The organism is Micromonospora profundi (assembly GCF_011927785.1).
Classification (GTDB): Bacteria; Actinomycetota; Actinomycetes; order Mycobacteriales; family Micromonosporaceae; genus Micromonospora; species Micromonospora profundi.
In genome coordinates this window covers 2,428,106-2,449,152 of sequence record NZ_JAATJK010000001.1, presented here as the reverse complement: position 1 = coordinate 2,449,152, position 21,047 = coordinate 2,428,106, and the positions used below count along the sequence as shown (strand labels likewise).

At 71.9% G+C, this 21,047-nt stretch carries 21 protein-coding genes and 1 riboswitch; of the genes, 15 read left to right on the top strand and 6 right to left on the bottom strand.

What is annotated here, in order from left to right:
* Positions 1-2: 2 nt before the first annotated feature.
* The 7 genes from F4558_RS10855 (at position 3) to F4558_RS10825 (ending at position 5,774) form a co-directional block, all read left to right on the top strand.
* A complete protein-coding gene (locus tag F4558_RS10855) occupies positions 3-1,445 on the top strand; it encodes an acetyl-CoA carboxylase biotin carboxylase subunit (RefSeq protein WP_167943942.1) in 1,443 nt (480 codons plus the stop codon).
* Entirely contained in the window at positions 1,442-2,194 is a 753-nt protein-coding gene (locus F4558_RS10850; protein ID WP_167943941.1) for an SRPBCC family protein, read from the top strand. Before F4558_RS10855 ends, F4558_RS10850 begins: the two co-directional genes overlap by 4 nt.
* Positions 2,187-2,582 (top strand): cupin domain-containing protein, encoded by a 396-nt coding sequence (locus F4558_RS10845; protein WP_053659923.1) that lies wholly within the window; start codon positions 2,187-2,189, stop codon positions 2,580-2,582. Before F4558_RS10850 ends, F4558_RS10845 begins: the two co-directional genes overlap by 8 nt.
* On the top strand, positions 2,579-3,850 hold the full coding sequence (locus F4558_RS10840) for a beta-ketoacyl-[acyl-carrier-protein] synthase family protein (protein WP_053659925.1): 1,272 nt from the start codon (positions 2,579-2,581) through the stop codon (positions 3,848-3,850). The genes F4558_RS10845 and F4558_RS10840 overlap by 4 nt, the downstream gene beginning before the upstream one ends.
* Positions 3,847-5,094 (top strand): beta-ketoacyl synthase N-terminal-like domain-containing protein, encoded by a 1,248-nt coding sequence (locus tag F4558_RS10835; protein WP_167943940.1) that lies wholly within the window; start codon positions 3,847-3,849, stop codon positions 5,092-5,094. The genes F4558_RS10840 and F4558_RS10835 overlap by 4 nt, the downstream gene beginning before the upstream one ends.
* Positions 5,091-5,423: an antibiotic biosynthesis monooxygenase family protein gene (locus F4558_RS10830; protein WP_053659929.1), complete on the top strand. Its 333-nt coding sequence runs from the start codon at positions 5,091-5,093 to the stop codon at positions 5,421-5,423. The genes F4558_RS10835 and F4558_RS10830 overlap by 4 nt, the downstream gene beginning before the upstream one ends.
* Positions 5,424-5,522: 99 nt before the next feature.
* Positions 5,523-5,774 (top strand): hypothetical protein, encoded by a 252-nt coding sequence (locus F4558_RS10825; RefSeq protein ID WP_053659931.1) that lies wholly within the window; start codon positions 5,523-5,525, stop codon positions 5,772-5,774.
* A 145-nt stretch (positions 5,775-5,919) separates the two neighbouring features.
* Here the strand turns inward: F4558_RS10825 and F4558_RS10820 are convergent, their stop codons facing one another.
* Positions 5,920-7,356: a glycine hydroxymethyltransferase gene (locus tag F4558_RS10820; protein WP_167943939.1), complete on the bottom strand. Its 1,437-nt coding sequence runs from the start codon at positions 7,354-7,356 to the stop codon at positions 5,920-5,922.
* A gap of 18 nt (positions 7,357-7,374) precedes the next feature.
* Positions 7,375-7,466, bottom strand: a riboswitch (ZMP/ZTP riboswitch).
* 148 nt (positions 7,467-7,614) lie between these two features.
* Here F4558_RS10820 and F4558_RS10815 point away from each other — a divergent pair.
* Complete coding sequence (locus tag F4558_RS10815; protein ID WP_167943938.1) at positions 7,615-8,421, top strand: SDR family NAD(P)-dependent oxidoreductase; 807 nt, start codon at positions 7,615-7,617, stop codon at positions 8,419-8,421.
* Positions 8,422-8,487: 66 nt separating this feature from the next.
* Here F4558_RS10815 and F4558_RS10810 read toward each other — a convergent pair whose 3' ends face one another.
* The 4 genes from F4558_RS10810 to F4558_RS10795 form a co-directional block, all read right to left on the bottom strand.
* Positions 8,488-8,988 (bottom strand): hemerythrin domain-containing protein, encoded by a 501-nt coding sequence (locus F4558_RS10810; RefSeq protein WP_053659936.1) that lies wholly within the window; start codon positions 8,986-8,988, stop codon positions 8,488-8,490.
* Between the two features lie 90 nt (positions 8,989-9,078).
* Positions 9,079-9,951, bottom strand: a complete 873-nt coding sequence (locus tag F4558_RS10805; protein ID WP_053659938.1) for an NAD(P)H-hydrate dehydratase — start codon at positions 9,949-9,951, stop codon at positions 9,079-9,081.
* The gene (locus F4558_RS10800; RefSeq protein ID WP_167943937.1) at positions 9,935-10,666 is read right to left on the bottom strand and encodes a histidine phosphatase family protein; all 732 of its coding nucleotides are present in this window, start codon (positions 10,664-10,666) and stop codon (positions 9,935-9,937) included. Before F4558_RS10800 ends, F4558_RS10805 begins: the two co-directional genes overlap by 17 nt.
* 72 nt (positions 10,667-10,738) lie before the next feature.
* A complete protein-coding gene (locus F4558_RS10795) occupies positions 10,739-12,292 on the bottom strand; it encodes a glycosyltransferase family 39 protein (protein WP_167943936.1) in 1,554 nt (517 codons plus the stop codon).
* 206 nt (positions 12,293-12,498) lie between these two features.
* Between F4558_RS10795 and F4558_RS10790 the strand changes: the two genes are divergently transcribed.
* From F4558_RS10790 to F4558_RS10775, 4 genes are read left to right on the top strand one after another with little or no spacing between them, the layout of a single operon-like run.
* Positions 12,499-13,389, top strand: a complete 891-nt coding sequence (locus tag F4558_RS10790; RefSeq protein ID WP_053659944.1) for a glycosyltransferase family 2 protein — start codon at positions 12,499-12,501, stop codon at positions 13,387-13,389.
* Positions 13,386-14,387, top strand: a complete 1,002-nt coding sequence (locus tag F4558_RS10785; protein WP_167943935.1) for an NAD-dependent epimerase/dehydratase family protein — start codon at positions 13,386-13,388, stop codon at positions 14,385-14,387. The genes F4558_RS10790 and F4558_RS10785 overlap by 4 nt, the downstream gene beginning before the upstream one ends.
* Positions 14,388-14,409: 22 nt before the next feature.
* The gene (locus F4558_RS10780) at positions 14,410-15,714 is read left to right on the top strand and encodes an acyltransferase family protein (RefSeq protein ID WP_053659948.1); all 1,305 of its coding nucleotides are present in this window, start codon (positions 14,410-14,412) and stop codon (positions 15,712-15,714) included.
* Positions 15,715-15,750: 36 nt separating this feature from the next.
* Entirely contained in the window at positions 15,751-16,722 is a 972-nt protein-coding gene (locus tag F4558_RS10775; protein WP_053659949.1) for a DNA polymerase domain-containing protein, read from the top strand.
* A gap of 53 nt (positions 16,723-16,775) precedes the next feature.
* On the opposite strand, the gene F4558_RS10770 is transcribed toward F4558_RS10775, so the two are convergent.
* Complete coding sequence (locus tag F4558_RS10770; protein WP_376767592.1) at positions 16,776-17,210, bottom strand: Lrp/AsnC family transcriptional regulator; 435 nt, start codon at positions 17,208-17,210, stop codon at positions 16,776-16,778.
* Positions 17,211-17,355: 145 nt separating this feature from the next.
* Between F4558_RS10770 and pdhA the strand changes: the two genes are divergently transcribed.
* The 3 genes from pdhA to F4558_RS10755 are packed head-to-tail and all read left to right on the top strand — an operon-like array spanning position 17,356 to position 20,986.
* The gene (pdhA, locus tag F4558_RS10765; protein WP_370469218.1) at positions 17,356-18,555 is read left to right on the top strand and encodes a pyruvate dehydrogenase (acetyl-transferring) E1 component subunit alpha; all 1,200 of its coding nucleotides are present in this window, start codon (positions 17,356-17,358) and stop codon (positions 18,553-18,555) included.
* Positions 18,552-19,556 carry an alpha-ketoacid dehydrogenase subunit beta gene (locus F4558_RS10760; RefSeq protein WP_197281645.1) on the top strand — a complete coding sequence of 335 codons (1,005 nt, stop codon included), beginning with the start codon at positions 18,552-18,554 and terminating at the stop codon, positions 19,554-19,556. Before pdhA ends, F4558_RS10760 begins: the two co-directional genes overlap by 4 nt.
* Complete coding sequence (locus F4558_RS10755; protein WP_376767510.1) at positions 19,553-20,986, top strand: dihydrolipoamide acetyltransferase family protein; 1,434 nt, start codon at positions 19,553-19,555, stop codon at positions 20,984-20,986. The genes F4558_RS10760 and F4558_RS10755 overlap by 4 nt, the downstream gene beginning before the upstream one ends.
* Positions 20,987-21,047 lie beyond the last annotated feature (61 nt).

Below are 21,047 nucleotides of genomic sequence, written 5' to 3'. Positions count from 1 at the left end.
CCATGTTCGAGACCGTGCTGATCGCCAACCGGGGCGAGATCGCGCTGCGGGTGCTGCGGGCCTGCCGGGAACTCGGCGTCCGGACGGCTGTCGTCTACTCCGCCGCCGACGCCGACTCGGCGGCGGTCCGCCTCGCCGACCAGGCTGTCCGGATCGGCCCGGCGTCGAGCCGGCGCAGCTACCTCAACGCCGCCGCCATCGTGGAGGCCGCCCGGCAGGTGGGCGCCCAGGCCGTGCACCCCGGCTACGGCTTCCTGTCCGAGGACGCCGACTTCGCCGAGATCTGCGCGGACAACGGACTGGTCTTCATCGGCCCGCCGCCAGCGGTGATGGCGGCGCTCGCCGACAAGTCGTCGGCGCGGGCCCTCATGAGCCAGGCCGGCCTGCCGCTGTCGCCGGGCAGCATCGCACCAGTCCCCACCGCCGCCGCGGCGGCCGAGGTTGCCGACGCCATCGGCTACCCGGTGATCGTGAAGGCCGCCGCCGGGGGCGGTGGCAGGGGAATGACGGTGGTGCACGCCCGGGGCGAGCTGGCCCGGGCGTACGCGCGGACGAGAGCCGCCGCGCAGGCCGCCTTCGGCGACGACCGCGTGTACGTCGAGCGGTACCTCACCACAGCCCGGCACGTCGAGGTGCAGGTGCTCTGCGACGCGCACGGCAACGGTGTGCACCTGGGCACCCGGGACTGCTCGGTGCAGCGACGGCACCAGAAACTCGTCGAGGAGGCGCCCGCCCCGGCGCTGCCTGCCACCACCCTCGACACCATCGCCCGGACCGCGCTCCGGGGAGCGTTGGAGGTCGGCTTCGTGGGCGCCGGCACCCTTGAATTCCTCGTCGACGCCGAGGAGCAGTTCCACTTTCTGGAGATCAACTGCCGGATCCAGGTGGAGCACCCCGTCACCGAGATGATCACCGGGATCGACCTGGTGCACGAGCAGTTGCACATCGCCACCGGGGTGCCGCTGCGCTGGCGGCAGGAGGAGATCCGGCTGCACGGCGTCGCCGTGGAGTGCCGGGTCAACACCGAGGACCCCGACCGCGACTTCGCACCCACCCCCGGCCGGCTGGACCGGTTCACCCCGCCCGGCGGCCCGTTCACCCGTGTGGACACCCACGCCCACGCCGGTTACCTGATCGGCCCCTGGTACGACTCCCTGCTGGCCAAGGTGGTGGTCTGGGCGCCCGACCGGGAGTTGGCGCTCAACAGGCTGGAGCGCGCCCTGGAGGAGTTCGACGTCGCCGGGCCGGGCGTGCACACCACCATCCCGTTCGTCCGGCGGGTCCTCGACGACGCCTCCTTCCGCAAGGGCCGCTACACCACAGGCATCGTCGACCGCCTGCTCGCCACACCACCTCCGACGCCCGCGCAGCGGTCGACGGCCACCACCGCAGCACGCACCGCGCCCGCCGCGGAGCCCGACGTTCCCCACAGGAGGACCCGATGACCGTCACCCATGGTCGCCCGCTGACCGCCGAGATCACCGACATCCTGGTGGCCCACTGCGGACTGGACGCCGACGCCGCGGCCCGCGCCCCCGCCGCCTCGCTTGAGGAACTGGGCATGGACTCGCTCGCCCTGCTGGAACTCTCCGCCGTCGTCGCCGACAGGTGGCAGGTGAGCATCCCGGAGCAGGCCGGGCAGCTGAGCATCCCGGCGGTCGCCGACCTGGTGGCCCGCCGCGCCGACCCGCCCGGTCACACCGAGAACGGCATCGTCATCGACGCGCCACTCCCACTGGTCTGGGAGGTCACCAACGACGTGGCGAACTGGACCGAACTGTTCACCGAGTACGCGGTGGTGGAGATCCTGCACCGTGACGGGCACACGGTGCGGTTCCGGCTCACCATGTACCCCGACGAGAACGGTGTGTCCTGGAGCTGGGTGAGCGAACGCACCGCCGACCCGGTGAGCCGGCGGGTCCGGGCGCACCGGGTGGAGACCGGGCCGTTCGAGTACATGCGGATCCACTGGCGCTACACCGAGGAGGCCGGCGGCACCCGGATGACCTGGACGCAGGACTTCGCCATGAAGCCGACCGCGCCGGTCGACAACGCCGCGATGACCGAGCGGATCAACACCAACAGCGTCGTCCAACTCGCCGTGATCAAGGACCGGGTGGAGCGGATCGCCAGGCAACGCGCCGAGCAGAGCGACACCGACAGCGACGAGCCGACGGGAGCAGGCGATGAGTGACCTGAGCACCCGACCGATCGCCGCCGGGGACGTCCCGGCCGACCGTCGGCGCGGTGGCGAGCTGCGGGTACTGCTCGGCCCACGCACCGTCGGCAGCACATCGGGCTTCCTCGGGGTGGCGACGCTCGCGCCGGGGGAGCGGATCGCCGAGCACTACCACCCGTACAGCGAGGAGTTCCTGTACCTGACCCGCGGCGCGATCATCGTGGACCTGGACGGCGAGCCGACGTCGCTGGCGGCGGGTGAGGCGCTGTTCGTGCCGGTGAACGTGCGGCACCGGCTGCGCAACACGGGCGTCGAACCGGCCGAGGTGGTCTTCCACCTGGGCCCGCTCGCCCCCCGCCCTGAGCTGGGGCACGTCGACACCGAGCTTGTCGAGTCATCGTGACCGGGCGGCGCACTGTGGTGACAGGCGTCGGGGTGGTCGCACCCGGCGGCGCGAGCCGGGACCGCTTCTGGAAGACCATCACCGAGGGGCGTACGGCCACCCGGCGGATCAGCTTCTTCGACCCGTCGGCGTTCCGCTCGCAGATCGCCGCCGAGTGCGACTTCGATCCGGTCGCCGCCGGGCTGACCGACGCCGAGCGACGCCGGGCCGACCGGTACGTGCAGTTCGCGCTTGCCTGCGCGGCCGAGGCGGTCGCCGACGCCGGCCTGGAGTTGACCGACGCGCAGCGGGATCGGGCCGGGGTGGTGCTCGGTACGGCGGTGGGCGGCACGACGGCCCTGGAGCAGGAGTACGTCCGGGTCAGCGAGCACGGGCGACGCTGGCTTGTCGACGCGGCGCGCGGTGGCCCGTACCTCTATCAGGCGCTGGTGCCCAGCAGCCTGGCCGCCGACGTGGCCTGCCGGCACGGCCTGCACGGCCCGGCGCAGGTCGTCTCCACCGGCTGTACCTCCGGCATCGACGCCATCGGCTACGCCCATCAGATGATCGTCGACGGTGAGGCCGATGTGGTACTGGCCGGCGCCGCCGACTCGCCGATCTCACCTGTCACCGTCGCCTCGTTCGACGCCATCAAGGCGACAAGCCCGGACAACGACGACCCGGCGCACGCCTCCCGCCCGTTCGACGCCGACCGGCACGGGTTCGTGCTTGCCGAGGGCGCGGCGGTGCTGGTGCTGGAGGAGGCCGGGCACGCCCGCCGGCGCGGAGCGCACGTCTACTGCGAGGTCGCCGGGTACGCCAGCCGCAGCAACGGCTACCACATGACCGGGCTGCGCCCGGACGGGCTGGAGATGGGCCTGGCGGTCACCGACGCGCTCAAGCAGGGCCGGATCGCCCCCGAGCAGGTCTCTTACATCAGCGCCCACGGCTCCGGCACGCGGCAGAACGACAGGCACGAGACGGCAGCGTTCAAGCGGGCGCTGGGCCAGGCCGCGTACCGGGTGCCGATCAGTTCGATCAAGTCGATGGTGGGGCACTCGCTCGGTGCCATCGGGTCCATCGAGATGGCCGCGTGTGCGCTCGCCATCGAGTTCGGCGTGGTTCCGCCCACCGCCAACTGGAGCACCCGCGACCCCGAATGCGACCTCGACTACGTACCGAACGAGGCACGCGAGGTCCCGGTGGACGTGGCCCTGTCGGTGGGCAGCGGCTTCGGTGGCTTCCAGTCGGCGATGGTGTTCCGCCGCCTGACCGGAGCGGTGGCGTGACAGCCCGGGCAGTGGTGACCGGCATCGGCGTGGTCGCGCCCAGCGGAATCGGCGTGGACGCGCACTGGCGTACGGTCCTCGCCGGCACCCGCCGCACCGGACCGATCACGCTGTTCGACCCGTCGGACTACCCGACCCGGTACGGCGGGGAGGTGCCAGGCTTCGCCGCCGACGCGTACGCCGGCAGCCGGCAACTGGTACAGACCGACAGGTGGACGCACCTCGGGTTCGCCGCCACCCGACTGGCCCTGGCCGATGCCGGCCTGCCCGAGCGGGCACCCGACCCGTACGGCTACGCCATGACCCTGGCCAGTTCGTCCGGCGGCAACCTGTTCGGCCAGCGGGAGCTGCAACGCCTCTGGGGCGGTACGTCGCGCACTGTCGGCGCGTACCAGTCGATCGCCTGGTTCTATGCGGCAAGCGTCGGGCAGCTCTCCATCCACCACCAGTTCAAGGGCCCGAGTGGCGTGCTTGTCGCCGAGGCCGCCGGTGGGCTGGACAGCCTCGCGCACGCGGCCCGTGCGGTACGCCGGGGCACGCCTGTGGTGATCGCCGGGGCGACCGAGTGCCCGCTGAGCCCGTACGCGCTGGCCTGCCAACTGCGCTCGGGACTGCTCAGCGACGTCTCCGACCCGGAGCGGGCGTACCGGCCGTTCGACGCCACGGCCAGCGGCTACCTGCCGGCCGAGGGCGGCGCGGTGTTCGTGGTGGAGGAGTTGGGGCACGCTTTGGCGCGCGGCGCCCGGGTCTACGGCGAGGTCAGCGGCTGGGGCTCCACCCACGACGCTGCCCACACCACGGCGGACAGCGCGGGCGATCCGATCCAGTACGCCCGCGCCATGCGACTGGCCCTGGACCGGGCGGGCGTCTCGGCGGCCGGGATCGACGTGGTGGTGCCCGACGCGCTCGGCGTGCCCCGCTACGACCGCAGCGAGGCCCAGGCGCTGCGCGCGGTGTTCGCCGACCGGCCGCCTCCGGTGACAACGCACAAGTCGTTGACCGGGCGCGCACACCAGGGCGGGTCGGCGTTGGACGTGGCCACCGCGCTGCTCGCCTTCGCGCACGACACACTGCCCGCGTCCGCCGGCCCGGATCAGGTGGCCGACGGGTGCGAACTGGACTTCCTGCGGGAGCACCGCCGGCCGAACCGCCGGTTGGCGCTTGTCTGCGCGCGGGGCTTCGACGGGTTCAACAGCGCGCTGGTCCTGCGGGGGGCCGCGCCGACGGCGGGAGGAACGTCATGAGCGAGCAGCGAGCCCGGGTGGTCTTCCTGGTACGGGTGCCGGAGCCGCGTACGGAGGCGTTCCTTGCCGCGTACGAGCAGGTGCGGCACCTGGTGGCCGGTGGGGTGCCGGGGCACCTGGTCGACCAGGTGTGCCGCTCGTCGACCGACCCGGAGCAGTGGTTGATCACCAGCGAGTGGGCGAGCCTCGCCGACTTCGAGACCTGGGAACGCAGCCCTGAGCACCGGGACCTGGTGCGGCCCATGCGGGAGTGCTTCACCGACGCCCGCTCGCTGCGCTTCCACATCCACGCCCAGACGCCCACTGTCGCGCCGGCTCCCGTCCGCTGATCGCCGGCGGGTCAGTCATGTTGACGCAAAGCTGTCATCCGATGGCGAAGAGTGACTGTCGGTGTCCCGCCGTCCTGGATGGACGGTCATAATGTATCCATGGTTGCCTGGGAGTACGCCTTGCTCGTCCGCCGCTATCAGGGTCAGGGCCGCAATTTCCACGTCTCGTTCGTCTGGTACGGCCCCGATGGGTCACGCAAGGACATCACGGCCTTCGGCGACACAGCGATCGCGCACCTCAACCGTGCCGGCCGCGAGGGCTGGGAGCTGGTGGCCGCCGCCGAGGACGTCAACAACGTCCAGGGCAGCACAGAAGTCCACCGCTACCACCTGAAGCGCCCTCTGAACTAACCCCGCTGCCCTCCGTCCCGGTCCCACCTGCCACACGGGTCGATCATGGAGTTGTGGTGCCCGATACGGGAGGGTGGACCGCTTTCGTCCACCACCACAACTCCATGATCGACCGCGATGGGTTGCGCGACCGGGACAGGACAGCTCAGGCCAGGTTGATGCCCGGGTAGAGGGGGTGTGGGGCCAGCAGGTCGGTGGCCTGGCGGGACACCTTGTCGGCGAGCGCCGGGTCGAGGGTGTACTTCGCCTTCGACGGGGTGCCGTCAGCGTTGGCGCCAGCGGTGGTCTGGGCCAGCACGGTGTGGATCAGCTCCGCGGTCTGGTCCATCTCGGCGGTGCCGAGGCCCCGGGTGGTAAGCGCCGGGGTGCCGATCCGGATGCCCGACGTGTACCAGGCGCCGTTCGGGTCCTGCGGAACGGAATTGCGGTTGGTGACGATGCCCGAGTCCAGCAGCGCCTGCTCGGCCTGGCGGCCGGTGAGCCCGTAGCCGGACACGTCGATCAGCACCAGGTGGTTGTCGGTGCCGCCGGTGACAAGCGCCGCGCCGCGCCGCAGCAGACCCTCGGCGAGGGCCTGCGAGTTCGCCACGATCCGCGACGCGTAATCGGCGAAGTCGGGGCGACGGGCCTCGGCGAGGGCGACCGCCTTGGCGGCCATCACGTGCGGCAGCGGGCCGCCCAGCACCATCGGGCAGCCCCGGTCCACCTGGTCGGCCAGCTCCGGGCCGCAGAGCACCATGCCGCCGCGCGGGCCGCGCAGCGACTTGTGGGTGGTGGTGGTGACGATGTGCGCGTGCGGCACCGGGTCGAAGTCGCCGGTGAAGACCTTGCCCGCCACCAGGCCGGCGAAGTGCGCCATGTCGACCATGAAGGTCGCGCCGACCGAGTCGGCGATCTCCCGCAGGATCCGGAAGTTCACCTTCCGGGGGTACGCCGAGTAGCCGCCGACCAGGATCAGGGGCTTGAACTCGCGGGCGGCCTCGGCCACCCGGTCGTAGTCGATCAGGCCGGTGGCCGGGTCGGTGCCGTAGCTGCGCTGGTCGAACATCTTGCCGGAGATGTTCGGCCGGAAGCCGTGGGTGAGGTGGCCGCCCGCGTCCAGCGACATGCCGAGCATCCGCTGGTTGCCCAGCTCACGGCGCAGCGCGAACCAGTCGGCCTCGGTGAGGTCGTTGACCTGGCGGACCTGTGCCTTCTTCAGGGCGGGGGACTCCACCCGGTCGGCGAGCACCGCCCAGAAGGCCACCAGGTTGGCGTCGATGCCCGAGTGCGGCTGCACGTACGCGTGCGCGGCGCCGAACAGCTCCCGGGCGTGCTCGGCGGCGAGCGCCTCGACGGTGTCGACGTTCTGGCAGCCGGCGTAGAAGCGGCGCCCGACGGTGCCCTCGGCGTACTTGTCGCTGAACCAGTTGCCCATCGCCAACAGCGTCGCCGGGGAGGCGTAGTTCTCGCTGGCGATGAGCTTGAGGGACTCCCGCTGGTCGGTCAGCTCGGCGCCGATGGCGTCGGCTACCCGTGGCTCGACAGCCCGGATCACCTCAAGGGCACTCCGGAATGCGGTGGATTCGGCGTTTTGCGACATACGACCTCCTACAGACGTGCGGAAGGCCCAGGCGCTCGGCAAAAACGTCCTCGTGACGGGGCCGCTCCCTGATGGTTGTCCATCCCCACGCGCCAGTAACGGCCCGCGCTGATCCTACCGGGCCGGCCGGGGCGGACCCGGTCGACCTCCGGACCCGACCCGCCGAGGTTGCTTGGACGGTCCGTGGCGGGGCATTTGGTGGACGGCTGCCGCACGGGGTGCGCAGGCGGCGGCAGCGCCGTACGAGAGGAGTCAACCATGACCACACCGACCACGGACCGGCCGCTGGCCCTGGTGACCGGGGCGTCCAGCGGGATCGGATACGAGTTGGCGGTCCAGTTCGCCGAGCACGGGTTCGACCTGATCGTCGCCGCCGAGGACGAGGGCATCGCGACGGCGGCCGAGAAGCTGCGCCGCGACGGTGGGCCGCAGGTCTGGTCGATCCGCGGCGATCTGGCCCGCGAGCAGGACGTGCGGGAGCTGGTGGCGGCGGTCGAGGCGACCGGACGCCCGCTGGAGGCGCTGGCACTCAACGCCGGCCGCGGCGCCGGCGGGGAGTTCGTCGGGGGCACCGACCTACGCGACGAGCTGGAGATCGTGGATCTGAACGTGCGCTCGACGGTGCACCTGGCCAAGCTGCTGCTGCCCGCAATGGTCCAGCGCGGCGCCGGTCGGGTGCTGTTCACGTCGTCGATCGCCGCCACCATGCCGGGACCGTTCCAGGCGGTCTACAACGCGTCGAAGTCGTTCGTGCAGTCCTTCGCGGAGGCGCTGCGCAACGAGCTGAAGGACACCGGCGTCACGGTGACCGCCCTGTTGCCCGGGCCGACCGACACGGCGTTCTTCGAGCGCGCCGACATGGAGGACACCCGTGTGGGCTCCGGGAAGAAGGACGACCCGGCCGAGGTCGCGGCGCAGGGCTTCGCCGCGCTGATGAGGGGCGACCAGACCGTCACCGCGGGATCGTTCGTGAACAAGGTGCAGACGGCCGCCGGGAAGCTCGTCCCGGACAAGCTCAAGGCCGCGCAGCACCGTCGGATGGCCGAACCCGGCTCCGGCGACTGACCCCGCCGAACGTCGTCCACGACGAGGGGCCCGGCAGCGCCGGGCCCCTCGTCGTACGGTGTCGGCTCAGGCGGTCACCGCGTCGCGTGCCTTCTTGATCGCCTTGGGTTCGGTGGGGGTCCGGGGCGCGTCCGCGCGCAGCGCGATCATCTTCTCCCCGATCTCCTGGAGCTGCTTACGCCCCAGCGCCTCGCGTACCTTCGGGAACCACTCCTCTTCCTCCTCCTCGACGTGGTGCGTGACGGTCTCGATCAGCACCGTGGTCTTGGCGTTGAAGCGCTCGTCGTCGGCGTCCATCCTGGTCAGCTCGAGGCAGAGCACGTCGGCCACGTGGTGCTCCTCGTACGACTCCAGGATGTCGTCCTCCAGGTCGGGCAGGAGCCGGCGGACCTCCGGGTACATCACCTCGTTCTCCAGGTAGGTGTGCACGGTGAGGGCCTCCAGGATCTGGTCCACGAGCTTCTGCCGCTTGCTGGCTGGGCCCTCCTCGGCGTCCTGGAACGCCTTGAACAGGCGGCGCATCTCCTTGTGGTCCTCTTTGAGCAGGACGATGGCATCGGTCGACACCGGCTGACCCCCTTTGGTGGCTCGTCTGGTGTCGATCCGGTACCCGGATGCTGAACTGCGGAAACGAGTGGAATCGGCCGAAGTGTCTGGTCAGGCGACGGTGGCGAGGGTGCGCGGGATCTCGTCGAGCAGTTCCCGGGCGAGGAAGCCGATCCGGCCGTACCGGGGGATGAGCCGCTGACCGCTGACCGCGTGCGCGAAGGCACCCCAGCAGGCGGCCTGCGCCGGGTCGGTGCCCCGGGATAGCAGCCCGGCCAGCAGGCCGGCGAGCACGTCGCCGCTGCCGGAGGTGCCGAGCCCGGCGTCCCCGCTCTCCTCGCGCCACCGGCGCCCGTCCGGGGCGGCCACGTGCCCGTAGAGCGACACGACGGCCTCGTACCGGGCGGCCAGTTCGGCGGCCTCGGCGTCCAGGTCGTCGCCCGGGTCCCGGCCGAGCAGGTGCCCGGCCTCGGTGACGTTGGGGGTGAGCACCACCGGCCGGCCCGAGCCGACGAGCAGCTTCGGCTCGTGGCTGAGCGCACCGAGGGCGTACGCGTCGAGCACCAGCGGCGTTCGCGGCCCGGCCGTCTCCAGGACGAGGTTGAGCAGCCGGACGGTCTCGTCGATGTCCTTGAGGCCGGGGCCGAGGGTGACCACGTCCGCCTGAGCGATCAGGTCGTCGAGCTGGCCGCCACGGTCGGCGACGACCGCGCCGTCGGAGGTCTCCGGCAGCCCGATCACGAGCGCCTCGGGCACCTGGATGCTCAGCGTGGCGGCGGTGGACTCGGCGGCGGCCAGCTGGAGCACCCCGGCGCCGGCGCGCAGCGCGGCCACACCGGCGAGCAGCACCGCGCCGGGGGTGAAGCGGGAGCCGCCGATCACCAGCACTGTGCCTCGGCTCTCCTTGCCGCCGGTCGGAACGGGCAGTGCCCAGTCCCGCAGCAGGCCCGGCGTGATCACCTGCACCTCAGACCGGTTCGGCATGGACCTCGTCCTCCCTGGTCGGCTCGGCGCCCTGCCGTCGCAGGTGACCGATCTCGTTGAACCCGCCCAGCACCAGCCGGCCGTCGGCGTCGGCGGACCAGTCGGTGATCGAGCAGTTGGCGATGACGTGCTGGCGGGTCAACTCCATCAGCTCCGGTTCGGTCAGCCCTTCGACCAGGTAACGAAGCAGGAAGACAAGCGCGTCGTGGCCGAAGAGCAGCACCCGCTGACCGGCGTGGTCCCGGCGCAGGTCACCGAGGAGGGCCCGCAGGCGCAGCGCCACATCGGTCCAGGCTTCGCCGCCGGGCGGCCGGTAGTAGAACTTGCCCAACCGGGCGCGGCGTTCGGCCTCGTCGGGGAACCGCTGACGAACCCCGTGCGCGGTGAGGCCGTCGAGGATGCCCAGCTCCCGGTCGCGCAGCCGCTCGTCGCGGCTGACCGGCACCCCCGTGCCGTGCAGCGCCAGTTCGGCGGTGGACACCGCCCGCAGGTACGGCGAGACAACGGCGACGTCGGGGCGGCGGTCCTCGGGCAGCCCGGCGAGCCAGCGACCGGTCGCCCGGGCCTGCTCCTCGCCGGTGGGGGAGAGCGGCACGTCGGCGTCGCGGTGGCTGAGCTCGATCAGCTCCGAGCCGGTGGTCTCGGCCCGGGTGGCCGCAACGTTCGCGGTGCTCTCGCCGTGTCGGATGATCCAGAGGGTCGACAGTTCCGCCATGCCGGACCCCCTACCCGGGCGTCGCCGGGGGTAACCGTGTCACGGCCGGCGCGGTGCCGGCCGTGACACCGCTCAGCCGCGTCGTTGCAGCAGCGCCACGGTCAGGCCGGTCACGTGGGTGACGCTGACCACGTCGTAGCGGCCGGTCAGCGCGGCTGCCTGCTTCTTGGGCAGCCCGTTCAGCGGCGCGTCGGTGATGGTCGGCAACAGCATCCAGAGGCGGGGCTCGTCACGCAGGCAGCGGGCCGGGTCGGCGCAGTCGGAGCCGAACAGCTCGTCGCGCTGGACCGCCGACCGCTGCTGGAAGACGTTGCGGGGGGACACGTCCGCCGGGAGGTAGTAGCGCACACCCGGCTCGTGCATCCACCACCAGGGGCCGCCCGCCACAAGTCCGTCGCCGGGCTGGTAGCCCGCCTCGATGACCCGTGCCGCCTCGGAGTAGGACAGCGGCGCGAACGCCCGCGCCTGCGGATACGTGTACCAGCCGTGCGAGAACTCGTCGCGCAGTGCGAGCTGACCGGGCACGGACAGGGCGGCGATCACCACAAGCGTGGCCGCCACCAGCGGTGGGCGGCGCAGCGCGGCGATCCCCGCACCGGCGAGCACCGCCCAGGCGGGCACCAGGAAGAGCAGGTACTTGGAGAAGAAGTAGTTGATGTCGCCGGTGGAGGCCAGCAGGATCACCGGCAGCGGCAGGACGGCGACCACCGCCGCCATGACGGTCCGGGCCGCGACGTCGCGCCGCAGGTGGGTCAGGATGCCCCCCACAGCCAGCGCGGTCACCGCGACGGCGAGCAGCGTCGAGCCGAGGGCCTGCTCCCAGACGATCCAGGGCGCGCTGTCGGGGATCCAGCTGATCTGCCGGCCCGCCTGCTTCATGCCCCGCAGGATCACCGGCGAGGCGATGCCCGCCCCGGCAGCGGCGGCGAGCGTGAACCAGAGCAGCGACCACCATCGGCGCTCGCGCCAGCAGTGGACGAGGACGGCCACGCCGTGCCCGAGCAGCAGTGTGAGCGCCACCACGTTCACTAGGCCGATGCCGGCCACTGCGAGCACGTACGCCGCCCACCGCAACCACCCGGGTCGCTCCAACCCGCGGAGCAGGAACAGCGTGGCCGCGGCCGCGGCGAGGACGACGAAGGCGTACGAGCGGGTCTCCTGGCCGAACCGGGTGACGGTGGGCACCAGGGCGAAGACGAAACCGGCGGCGACCCCCGCCGTCTGACCGAAGACCCGCCGCCCGACAAGCGCCACGCACACCGTCGCCAGGATCATGGCCAGCGCCGACGGCAGGCGTACCGCGGCCGGTGAGGTGCCGAACAGCGTGGTCCAGCCGTGCATGAACAGGTAGTACGTCCCGTGTACGGCGTCGACGTTTGCCAGCATCCCGATGATCTGCCGAGTGGAGCGGGTCGCCACGTCGACGGTCACCAGCTCGTCGTGCCACATCTCCGGGCTGCCGATACCCCAGCCGACCGCGAGGGCCGCGAACGCCGTCGGCCAGAACCAGGCGCTCAGCGCCACCCGCTTGACGAACGGTCGACGGTGCTCCCCGGGGCTCGGCGGGGGTGGACCCGCGTCGGTCCTCGCGGGGAGCGCGTCCGTGGTGACGGCGCGATCTGACATCGGCATCCGATCGGGGGGCGTGCGGTGCGGGCGCGACGATGATAGCCGTCGCCGAGGTCGCCGTCGGACCGGTCACAGGGCGGTCCGGGCGGTGGCGCGACGCGCCGCGCGGCCGGTTCGCCGGTAATCGATCCGAGCGCGATGCCTGATAATGTGGCCCGCGCCTGTCGCGCACTTCCACCACGCACAGTTAGGCCCGCGCACCGATGATTGTCGACATCATGCTGCCGTACTACGGGAGTGTGCCCCTCATGCAGGCGGCCGTCCGCAGCGTGATGGCGCAGAGTGACAGTGGCTGGCGCCTCACGGTGGTCGACGACGGCCAGGAGCCGGGGGTGCCGGAGTGGTTCGCGGGCATCGCCGACGAGCGGGTCCGCTACCAGCGCAACGAGCGCAACCTCGGGGTCACCAGCAACTACCGCAAGTGCGTCGGCCTCGCCGAGCACGAGTACCTGGTGATGATGGGCACTGACGACATCATGCACCCCAACTACGTCGCCACCGTGCGATCGGTGATCGAGGAGTACCCGGGCGTCTGCATGATCCAGCCGGGGGTCGAGATCATCGACGCCGAAGGCACCGTGGTCAACACGATCGTCGACGAGGCCAAGCGGCGGCTCTACGCCCCCAAGGTCGAGTCCCGGCAGCTGATGGGCGGCGAAGACCTCGCGGCCAGCCTGCTGCGCGGCTGCTGGTTCTACTTCCCGTCGATCTGCTGGCGGACGGACGCGCTGAAGGCCGTCGACTTCCGCGACGAGTTCCAGGTCATCCAGGACCTCGCCCTGGTGATCGACCTGATCGAGCGGGGAGAGCAGATGGCCGTCGACAACACCCTGTGCTTCCAGTACCGGCGGCACACGGTCAGCAAGTCCGCAGCCGACGCGGTCACCGGCTCCCGGTTCACCGAGGCGCGGGCGTTCTTCGTCGACGTCGCGCGGCGGATGGACGAGCAGGGATGGCCCCGGGCGGCGCGGGCCGCCCGCCGCTACACCTCGTCCCGGCTGCACGCCATCACGCTGCTGCCGGCGGCGGTCCGGTCGGGCACGATGACCGGTGTGCGCAGCCTGTCCCGGCACGCGTTCGGGCCGGGCCGATGAGCGACGACACCCAGGGGTACGCCGTGCCAGCCACGTCAGCAGTTCCGTCCGAGGATGCCGGCTCGTCCCTGCGGGTGACGGTGCTCGGCGGTACGGGCTTCCTCGGTCGCCCGATCTGCCGCGCACTCGCCGACCAGGGGCATGCCGTGGTGGCCGTCGCGCGCCAGCCGAAGGATCTCGGTCCGGGGGTGGCGGTCCGCGCACTCGACCTGGCCGCCGCCGACGTCGACGAGATCACCGACGTGCTGCGCGAGCTCGACCCCGACGTGGTGATCAACGCCGCGGGTGGGATGTGGGGGCTCACCGACGCGCAGATGCTCGCGGTGAACGTCACGCTTGTCGAGCGGCTCATCGAGGCCGCCGGCAGGCTGCCCCGGCGGGTCCGGGTGGTCCAGCTCGGCAGCGTGCACGAGTACGGGCTGGTCCCGGTGGACACCTCGATGCCGGAGGACCTGCCCGCCGCTCCGGTGATGCCGTACGGCGAGTTCAAGCTGCGCTGCACCACGGCTGTCGCCGAGGCCGACCGGCGTGGCCTCGTCGACGGCGTCACGCTGCGGGTCGGCAACGTCATCGGCGCGGGCCAGCCCGGGCACAGCCTGCTCGGCGTGGTCGTGGGAAAGCTGCGCGACGCCGAGCGGGCCGGTGAGCGCGCCCGGCTGGAGCTGGCACCGCTGGGCTCCCGCCGTGACTTCGTCGGGCTCAGTGACGTCGTCGCGGCCGTGCTGCTGGCCACGACTCGACCGCAGGTCGCCGGTCACGTGATCAACATCGGGCGGGGAGTGGCGGCCAGCGCGCGTGACATGGTCCAGCTCCTCATCGATGTGAGTGGAGTCCCGACCGACCTGGTCGAGGCCGAACGCCCCGGCCCCGCCGAGACGACCTGGCAGCGGCTGGACGTCGGGTTGGCCGCCGAGCTGCTCGGCTGGTCGCCAAGCGATGATCTGCACACCGAGATGAAGCAGTTGTGGGAGCACGCCGGCGCCGAAGTGCCCGCCTGATGGTCGAGAGGTTCCTGGCCGCATGACTACCCCCGCCCTCCTCCGCTCCCGTGGCACGCTTGCCGACCTGCTCTCCGGTCGCAGCAACGGCATCGGGCTGATCCGACTCTGTCTCGCGGTGGGCGTCGTGCTGTCGCACTCCAAGCCGCTCGGCTTCGGCGCGAACGACCTCGGCTACCACCTGACCGGTCGGCAAACCAACGTCGGCACGATGGCCGTGTACGGCTTCTTCGTGCTCTCCGGTCTGCTGATCACCCGCAGCGCACGGCGTACCGGCATCATCCGCTACGCGTGGCACCGGGCCCTGCGTATCTTCCCCGGCCTCTGGGTCTGCCTGCTGATCACCGCGCTGGTGGTCGCCCCGCTCGTGGCGTTGCGCGAGCACGGCACCACGAGCGGCTTCTTCGACAACGCCTGGGACCGGGGCGGCCCACTGGCCTACCTGCAGGCCAACTGGTGGACCGGCGTCCGCCAGTACGGCATCCAGGACCTGCTCAAGGAAACCACCCCGTGGGGTGAGAAGAGCAATTCCAGCGTCTTCAACGGCGCCCTGTGGTCGCTCAAGTACGAGATGTTCTGCTACGTCGTGGTGGGCGTGCTTGCCGTGACTGCGGTGCTGCGCAACGCCCGCCGGTTCGTGCTCTTCCTGACCGTCGCGCTCTACCTGAGCATCCTCCAGGACTGGGTGAGCTCCGGTCGGGTGAGCGGCCCGGCATCGACGGCTGCCTGGACGTTCGACTCGCCCCTGGTGGGCGTCATGAGCTTCCACTACATCGTCTACCTGGGCTTCCTGTTCGCCTTCGGCGCGACGCTCGATCTCTACCGGGAGCGGGTGCCGATCAACGACGCGCTCGGCATCGGGTCGGCGCTGGCACTCGGGCTGTCGCTGCTCTTCGGTGGCTTCTTCGTCATCGGACTGCCCGCGTTCGCGTACCTGCTGGTCTGGCTGTCGGTGCGGATGCCGCGCCAGGTGCACTGGGTGGGCCGCAAGAACGACTACTCGTACGGCATCTACATCTACGGGTTCATCTTCCAGCAGGTGATGGCGAGCCTGGGTTGGAGCCGCTGGGGGTACGTGCCGTTCGCGGCGATGTCGGTCGCGGCCGCCTTCGCTGCCGCGTTCGTGTCCTGGAAGCTCGTCGAGCAGCCGGCGTTGCGGTTGAAGGACTGGACACCGCGCTTCGTGGCACGACGGTCGTCGCAGAAGGTGCCGGTCGAGCAGCAGACCGCGGTGGCCGAGGAGCCGCCCTCGACGCCAGAGGTGTCGGTCGGTGGCCCGACGCAGGAGCTGCCGCAGCAGCGCGCCACGCTGGTCCCGGGGCGGTAGCCCGCCGGCCGGCCGTCGGCGTCGTACCCTCGGGGCGTGGCCACGGCGGCGCAGGAGATCCAGGTGGGGGAGCGGCTGGTCCGCGTCTCCAGCCCCGACAAGCCGTACTTTCCGGAGCGCGGGCTGACCAAGCTCGACGTGGTCCGCTATTTCCTGGCGGTGGGTGACGGCATCCTGCGCGCGTTGCGGGACCGGCCGACGATGCTTGAACGCTGGCCGCGCGGCGTCTTCGAGGGCGCGACGATCGCCACCCGGCAGACCAACCGCGGTGACGCCTTCTACCAGAAGCGGCTGCCGGCTGGTGCTCCCGACTGGGTGCGCACCGCGCACATCACCTTCCCCAGTGGCCGTACCGCCGACGAGGTCGCGCCCAGCGAGCTGGCAGTGGTGATCTGGGCGGTCAACCTGGGCACCCTGCGGTTCCACCCGTGGCCGGTCACCGCCGCCGACGTGGAGCGCCCCGACCAGTTGCGCATCGACCTGGATCCGATGCCGGGGGTCGGCTTCGAGCAGGTGGTGCCGGTGGCCCGGGAGGTGCGGGCGTTCCTCGCCGAGCTGGGGCTGACCGGCTATCCGAAGACCACCGGTGGGCGTGGCCTGCACGTCTACCTGTCGATCGAGCCGCGGTGGAGCTTCGGCGAGTGCCGCCGCGCGGTGCTGGCGCTGGGCCGGGAGATGCAGCGCCGGCTGCCGGAGCTGGTCACCACCACCTGGTGGCGCGACCAACGGGACCGCCCGGTCTTCGTCGACTACAACCAGATGGCCCGTGACCACACGGTGACCTCGGCGTACTCGATCCGGCCGACGCCGCAGGCGCTGGTGTCGGCGCCGCTGGCCTGGGAGGAGTTGGACGACGCCCGGCCGGAGGACTTCGACGTGCTGTCGATGCCGGCCCGGTTCGCCGAGCGGGGTGACCCGCACGCCGGTCTCGACGGCGACCGGCATTCGCTGGAGCCACTGCTGGAGCTGGCCGACCGCGAAGGGCTGGAAGCCCCGCCCGAGCGGTAAGGAAGGGCCCCTTATTAGACACCAGGCGTTAGTAGGGGGCCCTTCCTTACACGTCAGGCCCAGGGGCTGCCGGCTCCGTCGAACTCCTCGAAGACCAACCAGGTGCGGGTGGACAGCACCCCGGCGATGCTCTGCACCCGGCCCAGCACCAGGTCCCGCAACGCGGCGTTGTCCGGCGCGCGGACAAGCGCGAGCACGTCGTGGTCGCCGCCGAGCAGCGCGGCGTGCTCGATGTAGCGCACCTGGGCCAGCTCCGCGGAGACCTCCCGCCAGGTGTTCTGTTCGATCGTCAGGGCGATGTACGCCGATGTGCCGAGCCCGGCGGCCTCGGGAGCCACCTGGGCCCGGAACCCGGTGATGACCCCGTCGCGCAGCAGGCGCTCCACCCGGGAGTACGCGTTGGTGCGGGAGATGTGGATGCGCTCAGCGAGGGTGCGGACCGACGTACGGCCGTCACGGACCAGCTCGTCGAGGATCCGCCGGTCCACGTCGTCGAGGGCGCGGACCGATCGTCCCGATCCCGCCGCCCGGCCGGCGTCCTCGGTGGCCTCCTGGCTCACTGGTGGGCCCCTGTCATGCCAATCGTCCCGCCTTCTGCGTGGATCTTGAGTCAATCATCCGTTAGGGGGAAGCATAGGCCCACCACACGTCCCAGGAGGTCCCGCCGTGACGACCACACCCCAGGCGGTCCGCAGGGCATCCCCCCGCACCCGCCGGACGGTCACCCCGCCCGACCCGGCCCGCCCGCTGCTGCCGGACGCCGAGCCGGTCCGCCTGCTCGACCAGCGCGGCACACCGCTGCCGGCCCGCACCGACTATCCGGAGCCACCAGTGGAGGCGCTGCGTGAGCTGTACCGCCGGATGGTCCTCGGTCGCCGGTTCGACACCCAGGCGACCGCGCTGACCAAGCAGGGCCGCCTGGCCGTCTACCCGTCCTCCCGGGGCCAGGAAGCCTGCCAGGTCGCCGCCGTGCTCGCCGTCCGCGACACCGACTGGGTGTTCCCCACCTACCGGGAGTCGATGGCGCTCGTCGCCCGGGGCATCGACCCGGTCGAGGTGCTCACGCTGCTGCGCGGCGACTGGCACTGCGGCTACGACCCGACCGAGGTACGGACCGCACCGCAGTGCACCCCGCTCGCCACCCAGTGCGTGCACGCCGCCGGTCTGGCGCACGGTGAGGCGTACCAGGGGCGCGACACCGTGGCGCTGGCCTTCATCGGTGACGGCGCGACAAGCGAGGGCGACTTCCACGAGGGCATCAACTTCGCCGCCGTGTTCAAGGCACCGGTCGTCTACTTCGTCCAGAACAACAGGTACGCCATCAGCGTCCCGCTGTCCCGGCAGACCGCCGCGCCGTCGCTCGCGTACAAGGGCGTGGGCTACGGGGTGCCCAGCGAGCAGGTCGACGGCAACGACCCGGTGGCGGTGCTCGCCGTACTGACCCGCGCGGTCGCGCACGCCCGCGCCGGCAACGGGCCGTTCCTGGTGGAGGCGCACACGTACCGGATGGAGCCGCACACGAACGCCGACGACGCCACCCGCTACCGCGACGGCGCCGAGGTCGACGCCTGGCGCGACCGCGACCCGGTCGCCCGCCTGGAGACCTACCTGCGCTCGCGCGGGGTGCTCGACGACGCGGCCGTCGCCGAGATCGCCGAGCAGGCCGAGGCGTACGCGGCGGACCTGCGGACCCGGATGAACATCCAGCCCACAGTCGACCCGCTGAGTCTCTTCGACCACGTCTACGCCCAGCCCACCCCGCAACTGGTGGAGCAGCGCGAGCAGGTGCGCGCCGAACTGGCCGCCGCGAACGACGAGGACGGTGCCGCCTGATGGCCACCACGATGGCGAAGGCGCTCAACACCGCACTCGCCGACGCTCTTGAGGCCGACGAGCGGGTAGTCGTCTTCGGCGAGGACGTCGGCCAGCTCGGCGGCGTCTTCCGGATCACCGATGGCCTCCAGGCCCGTTTCGGCGAGAAGCGCTGCTTCGACACTCCGCTCGCCGAGGCCGGCATCGTCGGCTTCGCCGTGGGCCTTGCCATGTCCGGGCTGCGGCCGGTCGTCGAGATGCAGTTCGACGCGTTCGCGTACCCGGCGTTCGAGCAGATCGCCTCGCACGTCGCGAAGCTGCGCAACCGTACCCGCGGCGCGCTCAGCGTGCCCATCGTCATCCGGGTGCCCTACGCCGGTGGCATCGGCGGGGTGGAGCACCACTGTGACTCGTCCGAGGCGTACTACGCGCACACCCCCGGGCTGAAGGTCGTCACCCCGGCGACGGTGGCCGACGCGTACTCGCTGCTGCGCGAGGCGATCGACGACCCCGACCCGGTGGTCTTCATGGAGCCCAAGAAGCTCTACTTCGCCAGCGCCGACGCGGAGTTGCCGACGCGCGCCGAGCCGTTCGGCCGGGCCGTCGTGCGCCGGCCGGGACGCGACGCCACACTTGTGGCGTACGGGCCGGCGGTGCCTGTGGCGTTGGAGGCTGCCGAGGCCGCCCGCGAGGAGGGCTGGGACCTTGAGGTGGTCGACGTCCGTACCATCGTGCCGTTCGACGACGCCACAATCACCGCATCGGTACGCCGTACGGGGCGATGCGTGGTGATCCAGGAGGCCCCCGGCTTCGCGGGTGTCGGCGCGGAGATCGCCGCCCGGGTGCAGGAGCGCTGCTTCCACGCGCTGCACGCGCCGGTGCTGCGCGTGGCCGGGCTGGACATCCCGTACCCGGCGCCGATGCTCGAGCACACCCACCTGCCCGGCGTGGACCGGGTGCTCGACGCGGTGGCCCGCCTCCAGTGGGACGACCAGCCGGACGCGCGCTGGGCGGCGGCATGACCACAGTCGAGCGCACGCAGGTCTTCCTCCTGCCCGACCTGGGTGAGGGGCTGAGCGAGGCGGAGATCGTCGAGTGGCGTGTCGCAGTGGGCGACGTGGTCACAGTGGACCAGAGCGTCGTGGAGGTGGAGACCGCCAAGGCGGTCGTCGACGTGCCCTGCCCGTACGCCGGACGGGTGGTGACCCTGCACGGCGCGGCCGGTGAGGTCCGTCCGGTCGGCCAGCCGCTGATCACCATCGCGCCGCTGGACGGCGACGGCGACGAGCCGGCCGGGCACGCCACCTACCGCGAGGAGGAGCGGGCCGGCTCCGGCAACGTCCTGATCGGGTACGGCACCGGGCACGGCGGCGCGACCCGCCGCCGACGTCGCCCGAGGCTGGCGGTGGCGCCCGAGCCGACCGACGCCCCGCAGGGCGCGGCTGACACTGCCGTCGGGAGCAGCCCGACGGACGGCGCCGGCCCGGTCGCCGCCGACGCGCCGGCGAACGCGGGGTCGACGCCGGTCGTCGCGCTCGCCGGCCCGACCGCGAGCACCGCGTTGGCCGGCACGGCGCTCGTCATCTCGCCGATCGTGCGGCGGCTGGCTCGGGACCGTGGAGTCGACCTGAGCACGGTACGCGGCAGCGGACCCGGTGGTGTGATCCGTCGCGCCGACGTCGAGGCGGCGCTCACCACCCCGGCGGCCCGGCTCGCCGCGGCGCCGGACCCGCAGGTCGCCCTTGCCCCCGCCGGGGACGGCGACGTGGTCGTCCCGCTCACCGGGGTGCGCAAGGTGATCGCGGACAAGCTGTCCCGCAGCCGGCGGGAGATCCCCGAGGTGACCATCTGGGTCGACGTGGACGCCACCGGCCTGCTGGAGACCCGGGCCGCGATAAACGCGGCGACGCCGGACGCGCCGGTGAGCATCCTGGCTTTGCTGGCCCGGATCTGCCTCAGCGGGCTGCGCAGGTTCCCGCAGCTCAACGCCCGGGTCGACACCGAAGGGCAGCGGATCGTCCAGTCCGCCGGGGTGCACCTGGGCATCGCCGCGCAGACCGACCGAGGGCTGCTCGTGCCGGTGCTGCGTGACGCCCAACGGCTCACCACCGCCGAGTTGGCCGCCGAACTGTCGGCCACCACCGCTGCCGCGCGGGCGGGAACGCTGCCGCCGGCCCGGCTGACCGGGGGTACGTTCACGCTCAACAACTACGGGGTGTTCGGCGTGGACGGCTCCACGCCGATCATCAACCACCCCGAGGCGGCCCTGCTCGGCGTCGGCCGGATCGTGGACAAGCCCTGGGTCGTCGACGGGCAACTGGCGGTCCGCAAGGTGACCCAGTTGAGCCTCACCTTCGACCACCGGGTCTGCGACGGCGGGGTGGCTGGTGGCTTCCTGCGGCACGTCGCGGACTGCGTGGAGCGCCCGGCGCTGCTGATCGCGGCCACCTGATACGACGTACCCCCGGCCCCGGCCCCGCCCTGTGCGGGCGCCGGGGCCGCCGCGTGCCAGA

Coding starts and splice junctions, on each gene's coding strand:
- F4558_RS10800 (WP_167943937.1), bottom strand. CDS start 10,666: ATGGCGGAACTGTCGACCCTCTGGATCATCCGACACGGCGAGAGCACC.
- F4558_RS10825 (WP_053659931.1), top strand. CDS start 5,523: ATGGTTGCCTGGGAGTACGCCTTGCTCGTCCGCCGCTATCAGGGTCAG.
- F4558_RS10755 (WP_376767510.1), top strand. CDS start 19,553: ATGACCACAGTCGAGCGCACGCAGGTCTTCCTCCTGCCCGACCTGGGT.
- F4558_RS10830 (WP_053659929.1), top strand. CDS start 5,091: ATGAGCGAGCAGCGAGCCCGGGTGGTCTTCCTGGTACGGGTGCCGGAG.
- F4558_RS10855 (WP_167943942.1), top strand. CDS start 3: ATGTTCGAGACCGTGCTGATCGCCAACCGGGGCGAGATCGCGCTGCGG.
- F4558_RS10805 (WP_053659938.1), bottom strand. CDS start 9,951: ATGCCGAACCGGTCTGAGGTGCAGGTGATCACGCCGGGCCTGCTGCGG.
- F4558_RS10845 (WP_053659923.1), top strand. CDS start 2,187: ATGAGTGACCTGAGCACCCGACCGATCGCCGCCGGGGACGTCCCGGCC.
- F4558_RS10850 (WP_167943941.1), top strand. CDS start 1,442: ATGACCGTCACCCATGGTCGCCCGCTGACCGCCGAGATCACCGACATC.
- F4558_RS10790 (WP_053659944.1), top strand. CDS start 12,499: ATGATTGTCGACATCATGCTGCCGTACTACGGGAGTGTGCCCCTCATG.
- F4558_RS10795 (WP_167943936.1), bottom strand. CDS start 12,292: ATGTCAGATCGCGCCGTCACCACGGACGCGCTCCCCGCGAGGACCGAC.
- F4558_RS10780 (WP_053659948.1), top strand. CDS start 14,410: ATGACTACCCCCGCCCTCCTCCGCTCCCGTGGCACGCTTGCCGACCTG.
- F4558_RS10815 (WP_167943938.1), top strand. CDS start 7,615: ATGACCACACCGACCACGGACCGGCCGCTGGCCCTGGTGACCGGGGCG.
- F4558_RS10820 (WP_167943939.1), bottom strand. CDS start 7,356: ATGTCGCAAAACGCCGAATCCACCGCATTCCGGAGTGCCCTTGAGGTG.
- F4558_RS10785 (WP_167943935.1), top strand. CDS start 13,386: ATGAGCGACGACACCCAGGGGTACGCCGTGCCAGCCACGTCAGCAGTT.